The following is a 16,031-nucleotide window of genomic DNA, read 5'->3' on the forward strand; positions in this document are numbered from 1 at the left end:
GTTCCCCCTATCCGCGCCCCGTTTTCGCCGCCTGGACCGCGGCCTGCGCGGCCGCCAGCCTGGCGATCGGCACGCGATAGGGCGAGCACGACACATAGTCGAGACCGACCTCCTCGCAGAAACGGATGGATGCCGGGTCGCCGCCATGTTCGCCGCAGATGCCGAGCTTGATCTCCGGCCGCGTCGCCCTGCCCTTTTGTGCGGCCATGCGCACCAGTTCGCCGACGCCGTCTATGTCGAGCGAGACGAATGGGTCCTGCTCGATGATGCCCTTCTGGCGGTAAGTCTCCAGGAACGACGCCGCATCATCGCGCGAGATGCCGAAAGTGGTCTGGGTAAGATCGTTGGTGCCGAAGGAGAAGAACTCGGCGGACTCGGCGATGACATGGGCGCGGATCGCCGCGCGCGGCAGTTCGATCATGGTGCCGGTGAGATACTCGATCTTGACGCCGGTCTCCTCTATGACGCTCTTGGCGACCGCATCGATGCGCGCCTTCACATAGTCGAGTTCCTTCACCAGGCCGACCAACGGCACCATGATCTCGGGCACCACCAGTGCGCCGGCTTTCTTGCCGGCCTCGACAGCGGCCTCGAAAATGGCGCGCGCCTGCATTTCGGCGATCTCGGGATAGGAGACGGCCAGGCGGCAACCGCGATGGCCGAGCATCGGGTTGAATTCATGCAGCGCTTCGGTGCGCTGCCTGAGCTTGTCGGGCGACACGTTCATGGCGGCGGCAACCTCGGCGATCTCAGCCTCGGTCTTGGGCAGGAATTCATGCAGCGGCGGATCGAGCAGGCGGATCGTCACCGGCAGACCGGCCATGATCTCGAACAGTTCGAGGAAATCCGAGCGCTGCATGGGCAGAAGCTTGGCAAGGGCGGTGCGCCGGTCCTTCTCGGTGTCGGCCAGGATCATCTCGCGCATGGCGACGATACGGTCGCCATCGAAGAACATGTGCTCGGTACGGCAAAGCCCGATGCCTTCGGCGCCGAAGGAGCGCGCCATGCGGGCATCCAGCGGTGTTTCGGCGTTGGTACGCACCTTCATGCGGCGCACGGCGTCCGCCCATTCCATGATGGCGGCGAAATCGCCGGACAGCTCCGGCTGCAGCATCGCCACGGTGCCCTTCAGCACCTGGCCGTTGCCGCCGTCGATGGTGATAATCTCGCCCTTGCGGAAGGTCTGTCCCATCGAGAGCAGCGTGCCCGCCTTGTAGTCGACGCGCAGCGAGCCGGCACCCGACACGCAGGGCTTGCCCATGCCGCGCGCGACAACAGCCGCATGGCTGGTCATGCCGCCGCGCGTGGTCAGGATGCCTTCGGCAGCGTGCATGCCGTGGATGTCCTCGGGGCTGGTCTCGATGCGCACCAGGATCGCCTTGCGGCCTTGCGCCTTGAGGTCCTCGGCATCGCCGGAGGAAAACACGATCTCGCCGGTGGCAGCGCCGGGCGACGCCGGCAGACCGACACCGATGACGTCACGCGCGGCCTTCGGGTCGATGGTCGGGTGCAGCAACTGGTCGAGCGACGCCGGGTCGATTCGGGCGACGGCTTCCTCCTTGGTGATCAGGCCGTCCCTGGCCATTTCGACCGCAATCTTCAGCGCCGCCTTGGCGGTGCGCTTGCCCGACCGGGTCTGCAGCATCCACAATTTGCCGCGCTCGATGGTGAATTCGAGGTCCTGCATGTCGCGGTAGTGCTTTTCCAGACTGTCGGAGATGGTGACGAAAGACTGGAAGGCGTCCGGCATCAGCTTCTGCAGCGACGGCTTGTCGGAGCCGGCGGCGATACGGGCGGCCTCGGTGATGTTCTGCGGCGTGCGGATGCCGGCGACGACATCCTCGCCCTGCGCGTTGACCAGGAACTCGCCATAAAGCTGCTTTTCGCCGGTCGACGGGTTGCGGGTGAAGGCGACGCCGGTGGCCGAGGTCTCGCCCATATTGCCGAACACCATGGCCTGGACATTGACCGCCGTGCCCCAGCTTTCGGGAATGTCGTGCAGACGCCGGTAGGTGATGGCGCGGTTGTTCATCCAGCTCGAGAACACCGCACCGATGGCGCCCCAGAGCTGCTCTTGCGGGTCCTGCGGGAATGGCCTGCCGAGCTCTTCCTCGACCTTGGCCTTGTAGAGCGCGATCACGGCTTGCCATTCGATGGCCGTCAGCTCGGTATCGAGCTCGTGGCCGAGGCTGGCCTTCTGGTCTTCGAGTATCTCCTCGAACACCTCGTGATCGAGGCCCATGACCACGTCCGAGTACATCTGGATGAAGCGGCGGTAGCTGTCATAGGCAAACCGCGCATCGCCGGAATCGGTGGCCAGGGCCTCGACGGTCTCGTCGTTGAGGCCGAGATTGAGCACGGTGTCCATCATGCCCGGCATCGAGGCGCGGGCTCCGGAGCGCACCGAAACCAGCAGCAGCTTCGACGGATCGCCGAACCGGCGGCCGGTCAGCCGGCCGATGTGATCGAGCGCGACCGCGACGTCGGCTTCCAACCCCGCCGGATAGGCGCGGCCATTGGCATAATACGCATTGCAGACCTCGGTGGTGATGGTGAAGCCCGGTGGTACCGGCAGGCCCAGGCTGCACATCTCGGCCAGATTGGCGCCTTTGCCGCCCAGCAGATTCTTGTCGCCGGCACGGCCTTCCGCCGCACCATCGCCAAAGGTGAAAACCCATTTGGTCATGCTTTGCTCTCCGGTTGCAGGAGATTGGAAAGATTGGCGAAACGGAAAGTTCCACCCAGGTCCGACTTTGGAGCGATATGATGCTGCAGTGCGAAAGGCAAGCGCCGGCAAAGCCGCCCTGCCGCTACAATCGATTAAGAGAAAGCCTCGCCCGGACATGCGGCAAAAAGACTTGCCACCTCAGGGTCCGAAGACTAGAACATAAAGGGAACAAAGAGGTGCCCCGTGAAACTGACTGGAAAACTCGACTATCTGGAAATGCCGGCGACCGGCGGCAGGCTGGACCGGTTGAAGGCTTTTTACAGTTCTGCCTTTGCCTGGTCGTTCACCGACTACGGGCCGACCTATTCAGCCTTTGCCGAGGGCCTGGATGGCGGTTTCCAGGCCGATGCCGCGGAAGCACCGGCCAAGCCGCTGCCTGTGCTCTATAGCGACAACCTCGAAGAAACGCTGAGCGCCGTCGAAAGTGCAGGCGGTACGGTCGTCAAGCCGATCTTCGCGTTTCCCGGGGGCCGGCGCTTCCACTTCATCGATCCGGCCGGCAATGAACTGGCTGTCTGGGGTGACTAGAGCAGTTCACCGTTTCACGGAAACGGCGAACCGCTCTAACTCTTTGTTTTGACGCAATTCCGGACGGAAAACCGCCACACTTTTCCTGGAATTGCTTTAGCCCGCTCGGGCAGGATCTGGCGGCTTTTGTGGATTGCTGGATTTGAGCGTTCTTGCCATCGCCATAAGGATTGTGCTTTTCGGCTGCTCTGCTAATAACGCGCCGCACAAGCGACTCTGACGGCTATTGGGGCGTCGCCAAGTGGTAAGGCATCGGTTTTTGGTACCGACATTCCCAGGTTCGAATCCTGGCGCCCCAGCCAATCAATGATTGTGTATTGAATCAATGACTTAGTAAATTTTTTGATCAAGGCGCCAGAACTAGGCCCGCTTGGCGACGAACCTCATAAACTGAGGCGATTGCTTTCCGCAGTTGAACAGCAGATCGAGGATCGACACCTGGTGGATGAATCCCGTCCAGAGCTGCGGGTAGGCAGGATAACCCTCATAGTCGAACCATTCGAGATTGATTCCCTTGAGCTCGAAGACGTCGGGCACGATGTAGTCCTTTGCGGACGGCCCTGAAACGTAGACCGTTCCTCCCGCCTGGGCACAAATGTCAGCCAAACGCTCGGTTTTGGCACCGTTGAGCTGGTACGCGCTGGACGACGTGATGGCCGTGGTGATCCCCAAATACCCGCATATTGCCGCGATGAAGCAGCGGTTCAGGTCCGATATGTGCGTATAGTGGCGGCCATAGAGCGGCTCCACCCATTCGGCTATTTCCGAAAAGCAGCTTGCCCGGCGGTAGTTTTGTTGCAGCTGCCGCCAGTGCGATTGAGCCCAGTCGGCGCCGTCTATCTCGGTTTCGAGGATCTTCTGAAGGTATTTTCCCTTGGTCACGACAGGCACGGTCAGCCATTGGGCTCCGGCGGGCGTCTTGATCTTGTTGCGATTGCGCCAGTCGCGACGGGTATATTGCATGTCGTCGTAGAGGATGAACTCGTCGACCGCAGCGATGAGGTCGAAATATCCCTTCCAGGGGATATAGTTCGACTGGAGAATGGCCACCCGCTTCGTCATCTGCTCGCAGCTTCACGCACCAAGAATCCCGGGGGTAGCCCAACGTCCTTGCGGATTGTTCAGCGGTGACCGGCGCTCAGCACCGCGGCCACGCCCTCCTGGGCAGCGAGACTGAGGCCATACCACAGCGGCAGTCTGATCAGGCGCGCGGCGGCTTCGGTGGTGACGCGCAGATCGCCATGTGTCCGGCAGTAGCGTCGGCCCGCCGGCGATTCGTGCAGCGGAACATAGTGGAAAATGGCGGCGATGCCATTTTCCTGGAAATCGGCCAGCACGCCACGCCTGTCAACGCCCTCGGGCAGCAGCACGTAGTAGAGATGCGCATTGTGTTCGCACTCGGCCGGAACGATTGGTCGACGAAGCTGCCCGGCCTGCTCCAGCGGCGCCAGCAGCTCGTGATAGCGGTTCCAAATCCGCAAGCGCTCCGCGGTGATCGTCCCCGCATCTTCGAACTGTGCGAGCAGGAATGCCGCCAGCAAATCGCTGGGGAGATAGGAGGAGCCGACGTCCTGCCAGGTGTATTTGTCGACCTCGCCGCGGAAGAACCGGCTGCGGTCAGTTCCCTTTTCGCGAATGATCTCAGCCCGCTGGCTCAGCTCGGGGTCATTGATCAGCAGCGCCCCGCCCTCACCCGAAATCAGGTTCTTGGTCTCATGGAAGCTTAGCGCCCCAAGATCGCCGATGCTGCCGAGCGGCCGCCCCTTGTAGCGTGCCATGGCACCCTGGGCGGCATCTTCCACGATCTTGAGGCCATGCCGGTGCGCGATATCAAGTATTGCGTCCATCTCGCAGCCCACTCCGGCATAGTGGACCACCACGATCGCCCGTGTCCTTGGGGTTATCGCGGCCTCTATCAGGCGCTCGTCGAGGTTGAGGGTATCCTCCCTTATGTCGACGAATACGGGCACGCCGCCGCGCAGCACAAACGCATTCGCGGTCGATGTGAATGTGTAAGACGGCATGATGATTTCGTCGCCGGGAACAATATCCAGCAGGAGAGCCGACATCTCCAGCGCCGCCGTGCATGAATGGGTCAGCAGCGCCTTTGCGCAGCCGACATGCTCCTCTATCCAGGCATGGCAGCGTTTGGTGAAGGTCCCGTCACCGGACATGTGCTGGGCGACTCGCGCCTCAGCGATGTAGAGCATCTCCCGTCCGGTCAAGTGCAGGCGATTGAATGCAACAGGCAGCGACCCTGCAGTCCGCAAAGGCTTGTTCAAAGAATCGGACACTGTCGTCCCCCCGCCAAACGGCGCTACTGGTGTCGCCGAAAGAAAGTACCTCCTGTACTTCAACCAGGACAGTTCCATTAATTGGCGGCTTGAGCAAGCCAACTTGGGAAATTGGGCGCGAGAACATCCGATTTCGGCGCTGAGGACGTAGAATGAAGGAAGCCAGGTTGACGGTGTTGCTTTTCCTGGGGCAACGATAGCTGAAATGAGACGTCGGGCGGAAGCGCTTGGCGCAGCAACGGACCCGTCCCCTCATGAAGCTTTCCGTCGTCAGCACGCTCTACAAGTCAGAGTCCCATATCGCCGAGTTTTGCGACCGGATCTCTGCCGTGGCGCACCGCCTGGTCGGGGATGAATTCGAGATCATCCTCGTCAATGACGGCTCTCCCGATGGCAGCCTGGACCTGGCGGTCGCGCGCAGCATGGTTGATCGGCACGTCACAGTCATCGACCTGTCGCGGAATTTCGGCCACCACAAGGCGATCATGACCGGGCTGGCCCACGCCAAGGGCGATCGGGTGTTCCTCATCGACAGCGATCTCGAGGAAGAGCCCGAGTGGCTGTTGTCCTTTGCCGACCAGATGTCGGAACAGAAACTCGATGTGGTCTATGGGGTGCAGAAAGCTCGACGTGGCGGCACCTTTGAGAGATGGACCGGCACGCTGTTCTTCTCAATCACCAATGCGCTGAGCGACCTGCAGCTGCCACGTAATTTGGTGATCGCGCGGCTGATGACACGCGCCTACGTCGCCGCGCTCGTCAGCCATCAGGATCATGAGTTTATCATCGCCCATCTGTTTCAGCTGACCGGTTTCCGGCAGGATTCGCAGATCGTCGTCAAGCATGCTTTATCCCCAACGACCTATTCACTCAGCCGGCGCATTCAAATGGCGACGCGCTATTTGATGACGACGTCCACAAAGCTTTTATATATCTTACTATATTCTGGATTGGCGATTTCGATATTATCAATATTATCTGTCTTATATTACGTTACCAGATACCTCACATATGGTATAGGCGTTACCGGATTTACCTCCATAATCATTTCCATATGGTTCTTTGGTGGCGTGACGATGCTCACTCTCGGCATTCTTAGCGTATATATTGCCAACATACTGTCCGAAACCAAACGTCGTCCCTACACGATAATTCGAGATATTCATCGTGGCCCTGCGACAGGGATTGAGGGGCAGGTCGATGGTCATGCCGCCGTTGAAGATCGGTCATCCCTTGGGCCGGAGAGGGTGCGCGACTAGCTAGTCGTCGACGCCATCACTCGGAGCATTCTGCACAGCTCGGCCAAGTGTTTTTTTCAGCCAGGCGACCACGGATATCCCCTCGGCCGCCGCCGCATCCAGCACTCGGTCGCGCAATGCGGGGGCAACGCCCTCCAGCTTGCCGAAATAGCGGGTCCGGTGCGATCCGCCCCGTCGTCCGGGGAACGTGACGTCGAGATTGAGCGGCGGCTCTCCCTGGCCCTTCACGAAGCTGATCAGATAGAAGGACCCGCCGAGAATCCACCGGCAGCCGACCTGTCGCGCATCGACCGGGATGCAGTCCAGCGGCGCACGATGGCGAAACAGGGGATTGGAGTTTTCCAGTATCCTGGCGAATTCGCTGTTTGCCAACCAGGGCGCGATTCCTTCGTCGCCGACCACGACCCGCCCGTTCGGCTTCACGACGCGGGTGATTTCAGCCAAAGCTTCCTTGTAGTCGGGGAACAGGTTGAAGCCGCCGAAATGATAGGCCGCATCGAAGAATCCATCCGCGAAAGGCAAGTGCATCACATCGGCGCAGAACAACTGCAGGCGCGAAGTGTTCTTCTCGGCGCGGAGCAGCCGGTCCCGACCCGTCAGCACCATTTCGAGGGACAGGTCGCCGGCAAATACGTCAATGGGCATATCCAGCAGATGGATGGTGTCGCGGCAGGTTCCGCAACCGATCTCGAGCACCCTGCTATCCGGCCGAAGCTCGAGTTGGGCAAACATGTCCCTGCGCGTTTGCTCCTCGTCCGCAAGGAACATGGCAAACATTACCTCGATGCCATGATCATATTCGCTTGCCCGCTCGCGGTAATAGGCATGGCTGTCGGAAGAGGCCTGCACCTGGCCGGAGCGGATGAGCAGTTGCGGGATGCCGTCGATCAGGGGATAGCGCTCATCTGACCCGCCCAGCAACGCGGAGCCGTCCGGCGTCTTTGTCAGCGGCTGTCTAGTCAACGGGGAAACAAAATTCAATTCCGGTATCATTCGCGGAACCGCCCATTTAGACTTGGATACACGATTCTGTGAGCGAAAACCCACCGATGGTTATGCCCATGACGTCTATTGGCGCCCCGGCAACGGACAAAAGCGGGGCAATGTTGCTTGAAGTCGCCCGCTACTATGGCGACAAGGTGCAGGCGCACGGCCCCAGTCCGAAGGGTGTGGATTGGAATACGGAAGAAGGCCAGATCCTTCGCTTCAGACAATTGGCATCGTTGATCGACCTGCCGGGCGACTTCACGGTCAACGACCTCGGGTGCGGCTACGGTGCTTTGCTGCCGTTCCTCGCCGATCGCTTTCCCGGCATACGGTACTATGGCTGCGATGTGGCTGCAGAGATGATTGAAGCAGCCGCCACACTTTTTGGTGATCATTCCCAAGCGCAGTTTGCCGTCGGATCAGTGCCGGCGCAGATTGCCGATTTCGGCTTCGCGAGCGGTATCTTCAACGTCAGGCTGACACGTCCGGATGATCAATGGGCGGCTTATCTGGAGTCGACGCTGGACGTCCTCCATGCCACCAGCCGGCGCGGCTTCGCCTTCAATTGCCTTACCTCCTATTCGGATCCGGACAAGAGAAGAGCCGATCTGTTCTATGCCGATCCAACGCACCTTTTCGACATCTGCAAGAAAAAATATGCGCAGCGCGTGGCACTGCTGCACGACTATGGTCTCTATGAATTTACCATCCTGGTCAGGAAGTCATGAAGCGGCCCATCGTCATATTCGGAGCAGGCGATATCGCTGAGCTTGCCCACTACTATTTCACCCGCGATTCCTCTTACGATGTCGCCGCCTTTGCCGTGGACACTGCATTCCTGACCCAGGACCGGCTGGCGGGCCTCCCTGTCGTGCCATTCGAGGCATTGACCCGAGAATATCCGCCGAACAGCCATATTGCGTTCGTGGCGCTCAGCTACAGCAAGCTGAATGAGGTTCGCCGCGAAAAATATCTGGCACTCAAAGCGCTGGGCTATGATTTCGCCAGCTATGTCAGTTCCAAGGCCACCATGCTCAACGACGGCAAAATCGGCGAAAACTGCTTCATTCTCGAGCACAATGTCGTTCAACCTTTCGCATCGATCGGCAACAACGTGACGCTGTGGAGTGGCAATCACATCGGGCACCACTCCCGTATTGCCGATCATTGCTTTCTTGCCTCGCATATCGTGGTCTCGGGCGGGGTCGATATCGGTGAGGCCTGCTTCCTGGGGGTCAACGCGACGCTGCGCGATCATATCCGTGTGGGCGAGAGGTGCGTGATCGGCGCAGGAGCGTTGATCCTGGCGGATGCGGCGCCCGACGGCGTCTATCTCGGCAACGCGACGGAGCGGTCGAAAGTGCCGAGCTCGCGGCTGAGAAGGATTTGACGCGGTGCGATGGGAGAAACTCGGTCGCCTGTTCTGTCCGACCGGCGATATCGAATGGATGCGCTCGCACGCCACCGTGCCGATCGCCGAGCACGTATCGGGCGATCTGTTCAGAATCTATTTCGGGTCTCGCGATGCATCGCAACGCTCGCACACCGGCTATGTTATCGTCGACCTTTCGTCGCCGGCGCGGATTCTCGAGGTAGCTCGGTCGCCTGTCCTGGTGCCGGGAAACCTCGGCGAATTTGATGACAGCGGCGCCCTGGCGAGCTGGCTCACGGTCGTGGGTCCGACGAGATATCTCTACTATATCGGCTGGAATCTGGGCGTCACCGTTCCCTTTCGCAATGCCATTGGCCTCGCCACGGCGTCGGTTGACGGCCCGTTTTCACGCTTCGCCGCGGGTCCGCTGATTGATCGCTCGATGACTGAGCCACATTTTGTCGGCAGCTGCTGTGTGCTGCATGAGGCCGGCCTCTGGCACATGTGGTACTTGTCTTGCGTCGGGTGGACCCAGTTGGCCGATGGGCCACGACACCGCTACCATATCAAATATGCGAGTTCCGACGACGGCATCCACTGGCGCCGTGACGGACGGGTCGCCATCGGTTTCGCGAACGAACAGGAATATGCGATATCTCGCCCATCGGTTGTGAGAGACGGCGAGCTGTGGCGCATGTGGTATGCCTATCGCGGCGACCGCTATCGCATTGGCTATGCCGAGTCGGCCGACGGCCTGAACTGGACCCGGCTCGACCACGCCGTGGGCATCGCGAGCTCAGAGTCAGGCTGGGATTGCGAGATGATCGAGTATCCCTATGTGTTCGATCATGGGGGGCAGCGCTACATGCTCTACAACGGCAATGGTTACGGGAAGACCGGCTTCGGCCTGGCCGTGCTCGTTAGCAAGGCTTGAGCCGACACATGATCGTTTGCCCGCGCTGCAGTCTGCACCATGCATCCCTGGACGCTGGCTGTCCGGCCTGCGGCTTCGTTCCCACCAGCCTGAACGGCTTCCCCGCCTGGGCGCCAGAAATGGCAAACCAAGGCGGGGGGTTCCACGAGACCTTCTTTGCTGAACTCGCTCAGCGCGAAGCAGGCAATTTCTGGTTCGAGGCCCGCAATACCATCATCGTTCGCACCCTGAGGCGGTTCTTTCCGCAATTCCGGTCGTTCCTCGAGATCGGCTGTGGCACTGGGTTTGTGCTGAGCGGCATCGCCCGCGCCTTTCCTGACGTCCGGCTTGTCGGGACCGAGATCTTCGTTGCAGGGCTGCCCTTTGCCGCCGCCCGCGTGCCGTCGGCAAGCTTTGCGCAGATGGACGCAAGACGATTGCCCTATGCCGCGGAATTCGACGTGGTGGGGGCGTTCGACGTGATCGAGCACATCGAGGAAGATGTCGACGTGCTGGAAAATCTGAAGCGCGCGGTAAGGCCCGGAGGGGGTGTGATCATTTCCGTGCCGCAGCACAAATGGCTTTGGAGCGATCTCGACAAGCAGTCGTTTCATTTCCGGCGCTATGAAAAGCGGGAACTGCATGAAAAGATCGAAGGCGTGGGACTGGAGATCGTCTACAGCACGTCGTTCGTGTCGCTTCTGTTGCCGCTGATGTTCCTATCGCGGCAGCGCAAAAGCGAGAGCCCGGAGTTGGACGCCGGCAGGGAATTGCGCCTTGGACGGGCCGCAAATGCCTCTTTGCGGGCCGTGATGGGGATCGAAAGCCTGATCCTCGCATCGGGCCTAACCCTTCCGGTCGGCGGATCCCGACTGGTAGTGGCAAAACGTCCGTGACAGGCAGCGCTGCTCGCGCAGGCAGCCCGCCCCTCATCGACAACAGCAGCCTTGCAAGCGCACGCCTTAGGCTGAATCGACATCGGCCTAAGGCAATTGGGTCGCCGCCAGCACTACACCGAGGACAATCAAGCCGTTTCCCGCAAGGGACTGCCAGCTGAACCGTTCGTGCAGGAACACGATCGAACCGGCGAAAATCAGGGGATAGGACAGGGCTGCAAACGGGAAGGCCACCGATAGGGGAATTCTCGATATCCCTGCGTACCAGAAAAGACTGGAAGCCACGAGGCCAAGGCCTCCTATCCAAACCTGCCAGTCGGCGAGCAGGCCAAGCAGATAGGGCCAGCCCGCCTCGAAGCTGAACGGCACCGTCCCATGTTCGGTCAGGCGAGACTTGATGATGATTTGGGCCATGGTGAGCAAAGATACGGCCGCAACAATGAGGGCAATGCCGGTGGCACGGTTATCCAGTTTGCTTCTCCATTCGCTCGAATCGGCCGGCGCCGCAGCATTTGGACCTTAGCATGCCAGCTGTCCATTTGGGCTGGGGTTGCGCACCGCACCCGCCCGGCAGCCTCTCCGTCCAGCAAGAACCGTTGATACCGGCTTGGATTGTCTCGTACAGGTTGACAAAGGCAAAGCCAAACGGTCCATCTAGGCCAGTTGTCGTGCCCGGCCGTGGCTTCAGGCAGCGTGCACGATCTAGGGGGAGCCCAACCGAACCATGGCAATCCAGGAGCAGTCCCGGACAATCCTGGCTGAGCAGAATCTGCCTGCAGAGGGACTGTCCAAAGCCAGGTCCTATTGGTTTCCTGCGGCAGTATTAATTCTGGCGATCAATTTCTGCTTCCTCACATTCTACGTTTTCGTGGAATACAAAAAACTCTTTCACTCCGACAGTGCGATGAAGGTCTTGCTGGCGCGAGAAATCGTCAACAGTCATAATTTCTTCCCGCCAGGCTGGTACTATGGAAACAATGATATTGTCGTCGTATTCGGCCATCTGTTTATCATACCGGCTCTGGCTGTTCTTCCTGCCGGCTTTACAGTTCATGCGATCTCGGGCCTCGTCACATCCATACTCGTGCTGCACAGCGTCTGGCTGGCTGCCGGCCTGGCGCCGATCGGTAAGACACGGCGGACGCTGATAACCGCTTCAGTGGCGGCGGGAATGTCCGGAGTTCTGGCGGAAAATCTCTACGGACAGGCATCGTACGGCACAATTCTCTACATGTCGCTGTACTCGATCTACTGCCTCGTCAGGTTGATGAGAGAGAAGTCGACGAAGCACGTCGTCCTATGGAGCGTTCTCCTCTGTGCGCTGATTACGGCCGAGTTCTGGGGCAATCCTCAGCGCGCGATCGTTACCATCGGGATGCCGCTCGTCGCCGCCGCGCTGTGGTCGATCCACAGGCTTGGAGTGCATAACGCGGGTGTGGGAAGAGCATCCTTGGTGGGTGCGACCGCTTCGATCTGCGCAGCGATAGGTGCCGGGACCATCCTCTATGGAGTGACCTTTGCGCATGTAAACAATGCCGCGCGCGACGCGTCCTCCGTCCAATGGCTGCCATACGAGGCGATCGTCGGCAACCTTCTGGTCCTGGGCAAGGAGGTCCTGGCGGTTTTCGGCGGGTCTCCGCCCGGAGGCAGCGGACTTCTGACCGTGATCGGTCTCTACGGCGCGCTGCGATTGATCGTGGCAGTCATCCTGGTGGCCTTGATCGCGCGGTCGGTGGCAACATCGGCGAGGCCGGGCGTCGAGGTCAGACCGCTCGCCATCTATGGATCTGTGGCGCTTCTGTCGGTGTGCCTTCTGCAAGTGGCGACGACCATTCCCAACCTTGCCGATCCGATCGGCAGTTCCCGTTACCTGGTACCGGCGCTGGTCACGATGGCCATCGTGGCGTTGGCCACGCCTCTCGACATGCGCCTGAGACCCATCGAGTTCCTCAGCGTAGCGGTGGTCCTTGCCGGATTGCTGACAAGTGCATACCCGACATTTGTCAGGTCGGATACGCTGTCGCATCTGAACCTGGTGCCGCAGAAACCCCGTGCCACCGATTTGTCGGCCTTGGCTCGCTACCTCCAGGCCAATGGGCTGACCTATGGCTACGCCACCTATTGGAACGCCGGCTCGGTCAGCGTGTTGTCCGATGAGCATGTCCTGGTTCGGCAGATCACCGTGGACAGCGCCCTGCCGATGCCCATGCGTTTCCTGTCCGCGGACCGTTGGTACAATGCCGATACGTGGAAGGGCGAGACGTTTCTTCTGCTGGCACAGGAGGACGCAAACAAGATCGACTGGAAGCAGTTGGCGGCGCTCGGACTGCCCGTTTCGCGGAAACTTAAATTCGGCGATCTTGGCATCTTTGTGTTCGCAGAAAACATTGCCGCGAAGCTGCCGGGTTGGGATGTCCGGTTCATGCAGCCGGTGACATTTCATGCCGACGCCCAGGCGCTTACGCAAGTGGGCTCCCTGCAAGATCGCGGCGGCGGGAAGGCGCTTGTGGCGCCACCGGAAGCGAACGGCGCGCTGTACTACGGTCCTTATGTGAGTGTCGCTCCGGGAAGGTATCGCCTTACCTTTGACGTCGAAGCGAGCAGCAGTGCTGCGGCCACGCTGCGCCTTGACGCGGCTGCATCGCCGGGCGGGATCGTTCTGGTTCAGAAGGATCTGGCGGAAAGTCACGGCCCCCAACAGCTGCTTTTCTCGCTCGACCACACATCGGTTATGGAGTTTCGAGTCTGGGCTCTGGGAAACGGCGCGGTGGCGTTCAAATCGGTCACCATCGAGCGGGCAAGCCCGTAGCGGCGGAAGCAGGGCGCGCGTAGTGCCGCCTTTGCAGGATCTACTTTTCGCGCGCGCGTCGAACCACGCGTCCACCGAGTGATACTCGTCCAGACCAAATCCGAGAATCTTCTTCTGTTCCGCGCTCAGTCCCGGAAACTCGGACAGGACCGACGGGAGATGAAGCTGCTGCCGCAGCATCGGAATGGTGAAGACGTGGTTCACACCGCGCCGGTTCCTGTCGGTGTGGTTGGTCGACCCGGCGTGGTAGAGCATGCAGTCCAGAATGATGAATGTCCCCCGCGGGACGGTTACCTGGATCTGACGCCGCCGCACCGTCTCGTCCGAGGGGAAATCCTCGCGATGGCGGCTGGCGGGTATGACCCGGGTGGCGCCATTTTCAGCCGTGAAATCGTCAAGCGCAAACAGGGCACTTATTGCAAGCGGCCGCGAACTGACGAAGTGCTGGTAGGGAAGGTCGCGATGGTAGGACGCCTGCCCGTATTTGCTCTTGTTGGCGCGGTTGATCAGCCCATTGATCTGATTGACGATGTAGTAGCCACCAAGCATCCTTGAGAGCAACTGCGCCAGCCGCTCATTGAAGGCTATGGCCATGAACGCCGGAGCGTATTTTGGGAGGACGCGGATCGTGTCCCGCTCGCCGATCGTCGAAAGGTCGTAGCCCGCGGTTGCAGCTTGCTCGGCGTATTCCACTTCGGCAGCGTCAAAGTCACGGCACAAAGCGTCCAGTTCCACGCCCGTCACTCCTGCGTCGAGCGTCGTATAGCCGGTGAGCCGGAGATCCTCGATCAGAACATCGATCTCGTCGCGTACGACCGCGGTTTCCTTGATCCCGTAGTGATCGATCTCGGTCACAGCTGCTCCCTAAGACGGCTGGAAAAGAGGTAGGGATGGACGATGTGCATGCCGCTCCCGAAACTTTCCGGCCAGCGCCGGCCAGCTTCGCGGATTGACGGCGGCCACTATGATAGTCCGGGGATGCGCGGAAGCATACTCGCCGGCTCTCAGCCAAGGCCGGTCGTCGAGAGTGGTCGCGAGCGGCTCGTCCGTCAGGAATGCTTCGGCTCCCTTGACCAGCCGGGGGGCATAAGTCCGCAGCAGATTTCGGAATTCCCCGGCTCCAAACATCGCATAGGGCCTGTCGTTCAGCCACTCCGACGCTCCATCATCAATTTCCGACCAGCCCTTCAGGAAATCCGATCGCGCCTGCGCCAGAGACAGGTACTGGAGATCCGTGGGAGCCTGCGGGGCGGTCGCATCGGGATTCAGGAGGGTCAGTCGAAAGCCCTTTTGCTGTCCACGCAGCGCAATGCTTCCAATGACATGCAGCCCCGCTGCTGCAGCAACCATCCGCAGGGACAGTTGGGAGAAACTCGAGACATGATCAAGGAACAACAACTCCGTGTCGGCAACATCGCCGTCCGGGCAGATCACCACCACGTGGCCTCCCTCCGAGAGGGCACGCCTGGACACGGAAAGGAACGCCTCCGGACTGAGGGCATGCTCAAGGACGTTTACCGAGAGGCAGAGGTCGTACCGTCCGGCAATTTCATCGAGAGCTTCTTCGGCATAGCCCTGGCGGATCGTCGCTTGTGCTTGATCCCGCTGCCCGGCCGACGCGACCAGTTGAGACGCCGCTTCGAAACCCAGCGCTTCCCTCAATTGCCATCGCCGCGCAAGGTCTTCGAGCAAGGCACCGGTCCCCGCCCCGAACTCAACGACGCTTCCGGGGCGAAGCGCGCCCGAGAAGCGTGACAGCGGATTCGTCTATGCAATCGGCATAACCTTGTGCCCGAGCTGCATCGGCGGCCGGATCGACCAGGCCGAGATCGTATCCATCGCTGTACATAGCGTCCCGATCTTCAGGCTTCAGTGGGGTGAGATGAAAGCCATGTCCGCACCTCAGACATGAGGCCTTCTCAAGGGGGCGGTTGAGAATTGCGCCATCGCTCGTCATGGAGAGGGATGGATGGGGTAACGCCAGCCTCATCGGTGCGCCGGCCCCGCAAGCAGGACAAACGAATTCATTCAAACTGTCGCCCTCCACCACTTCCATATTCGGCCAATGGCCATCCGGCGTAAATCCCCCAACGCGCCTCAAGGTCTCGTCCTGCCCGCACTGGCGAAGGTTCGTTGCTTTTGTGACCATCCGATGCAATCGTAGCGCTCTGCGCTGCCCTTGCTCGTGCATCGGAACCACCGGCAGGCTTCGATCTTTGGCGGTCGAAATCATTGTTGGATCACA

Annotated in this window: 14 protein-coding genes, 1 tRNA gene and 1 pseudogene; 8 read left to right on the top strand and 8 right to left on the bottom strand. The window is 60.3% G+C overall.

The genetic code is table 11. The annotated features are described in order from the left end of the window. Positions 1-7: 7 nt before the first annotated feature. Positions 8-2,686 (bottom strand): pyruvate, phosphate dikinase, encoded by a 2,679-nt coding sequence (gene ppdK, locus AC0V8S_RS30035; RefSeq protein ID WP_475435082.1) that lies wholly within the window; start codon positions 2,684-2,686, stop codon positions 8-10. Between the two features lie 225 nt (positions 2,687-2,911). Between ppdK and AC0V8S_RS30040 the strand changes: the two genes are divergently transcribed. Beyond that, positions 2,912-3,256, top strand: a complete 345-nt coding sequence (locus AC0V8S_RS30040; protein WP_183457523.1) for a VOC family protein — start codon at positions 2,912-2,914, stop codon at positions 3,254-3,256. Between the two features lie 227 nt (positions 3,257-3,483). Beyond that, positions 3,484-3,558: transfer RNA gene (locus AC0V8S_RS30045), tRNA-Gln, on the top strand. Positions 3,559-3,616: 58 nt separating this feature from the next. On the opposite strand, the gene AC0V8S_RS30050 is transcribed toward AC0V8S_RS30045, so the two are convergent. Further along, a complete protein-coding gene (locus tag AC0V8S_RS30050) occupies positions 3,617-4,318 on the bottom strand; it encodes a WbqC family protein (RefSeq protein WP_183457521.1) in 702 nt (233 codons plus the stop codon). 59 nt (positions 4,319-4,377) lie between these two features. Further along, complete coding sequence (gene rffA / locus AC0V8S_RS30055; protein ID WP_475438724.1) at positions 4,378-5,466, bottom strand: dTDP-4-amino-4,6-dideoxygalactose transaminase; 1,089 nt, start codon at positions 5,464-5,466, stop codon at positions 4,378-4,380. A 338-nt stretch (positions 5,467-5,804) separates the two neighbouring features. Here rffA and AC0V8S_RS30060 point away from each other — a divergent pair, with 338 nt between their 5' ends. Further along, entirely contained in the window at positions 5,805-6,809 is a 1,005-nt protein-coding gene (locus AC0V8S_RS30060) for a glycosyltransferase family 2 protein (protein WP_475435084.1), read from the top strand. Here the strand turns inward: AC0V8S_RS30060 and AC0V8S_RS30065 are convergent, their stop codons facing one another. Further along, positions 6,810-7,802 carry a methyltransferase domain-containing protein gene (locus tag AC0V8S_RS30065; RefSeq protein WP_475435086.1) on the bottom strand — a complete coding sequence of 331 codons (993 nt, stop codon included), beginning with the start codon at positions 7,800-7,802 and terminating at the stop codon, positions 6,810-6,812. Positions 7,803-7,870: 68 nt separating this feature from the next. Between AC0V8S_RS30065 and AC0V8S_RS30070 the strand changes: the two genes are divergently transcribed. The 4 genes from AC0V8S_RS30070 to AC0V8S_RS30085 are packed head-to-tail and all read left to right on the top strand — an operon-like array spanning position 7,871 to position 10,977. After that, positions 7,871-8,524 carry a class I SAM-dependent methyltransferase gene (locus AC0V8S_RS30070; RefSeq protein WP_183457511.1) on the top strand — a complete coding sequence of 218 codons (654 nt, stop codon included), beginning with the start codon at positions 7,871-7,873 and terminating at the stop codon, positions 8,522-8,524. After that, a complete protein-coding gene (locus AC0V8S_RS30075) occupies positions 8,521-9,186 on the top strand; it encodes an acetyltransferase (protein ID WP_183457509.1) in 666 nt (221 codons plus the stop codon). Before AC0V8S_RS30070 ends, AC0V8S_RS30075 begins: the two co-directional genes overlap by 4 nt. A 58-nt stretch (positions 9,187-9,244) precedes the next feature. After that, positions 9,245-10,102 carry a glycoside hydrolase family protein gene (locus tag AC0V8S_RS30080; protein ID WP_183457507.1) on the top strand — a complete coding sequence of 286 codons (858 nt, stop codon included), beginning with the start codon at positions 9,245-9,247 and terminating at the stop codon, positions 10,100-10,102. Between the two features lie 8 nt (positions 10,103-10,110). After that, positions 10,111-10,977, top strand: a complete 867-nt coding sequence (locus AC0V8S_RS30085) for a class I SAM-dependent methyltransferase (RefSeq protein WP_183457505.1) — start codon at positions 10,111-10,113, stop codon at positions 10,975-10,977. An 87-nt stretch (positions 10,978-11,064) separates the two neighbouring features. On the opposite strand, the gene AC0V8S_RS30090 is transcribed toward AC0V8S_RS30085, so the two are convergent. Continuing rightward, complete coding sequence (locus AC0V8S_RS30090) at positions 11,065-11,400, bottom strand: EamA family transporter (RefSeq protein WP_475435088.1); 336 nt, start codon at positions 11,398-11,400, stop codon at positions 11,065-11,067. Between the two features lie 301 nt (positions 11,401-11,701). Between AC0V8S_RS30090 and AC0V8S_RS30095 the strand changes: the two genes are divergently transcribed. Then, positions 11,702-13,786 (top strand): hypothetical protein, encoded by a 2,085-nt coding sequence (locus tag AC0V8S_RS30095; protein ID WP_475438770.1) that lies wholly within the window; start codon positions 11,702-11,704, stop codon positions 13,784-13,786. A gap of 264 nt (positions 13,787-14,050) precedes the next feature. Here the strand turns inward: AC0V8S_RS30095 and AC0V8S_RS30100 are convergent. The 3 genes and pseudogenes from AC0V8S_RS30100 to AC0V8S_RS30110 all read right to left on the bottom strand — a co-directional run. Continuing rightward, positions 14,051-14,641: pseudogene (locus AC0V8S_RS30100) on the bottom strand (phytanoyl-CoA dioxygenase family protein); the annotation flags it as partial. A 9-nt stretch (positions 14,642-14,650) separates the two neighbouring features. Further along, positions 14,651-15,544, bottom strand: a complete 894-nt coding sequence (locus AC0V8S_RS30105) for a class I SAM-dependent methyltransferase (protein ID WP_475438725.1) — start codon at positions 15,542-15,544, stop codon at positions 14,651-14,653. Beyond that, positions 15,501-16,019, bottom strand: a complete 519-nt coding sequence (locus AC0V8S_RS30110; protein ID WP_475435090.1) for a hypothetical protein — start codon at positions 16,017-16,019, stop codon at positions 15,501-15,503. Before AC0V8S_RS30110 ends, AC0V8S_RS30105 begins: the two co-directional genes overlap by 44 nt. Positions 16,020-16,031: the final 12 nt, after the last annotated feature.

The organism is Mesorhizobium oxytropidicola (assembly GCF_056174625.1).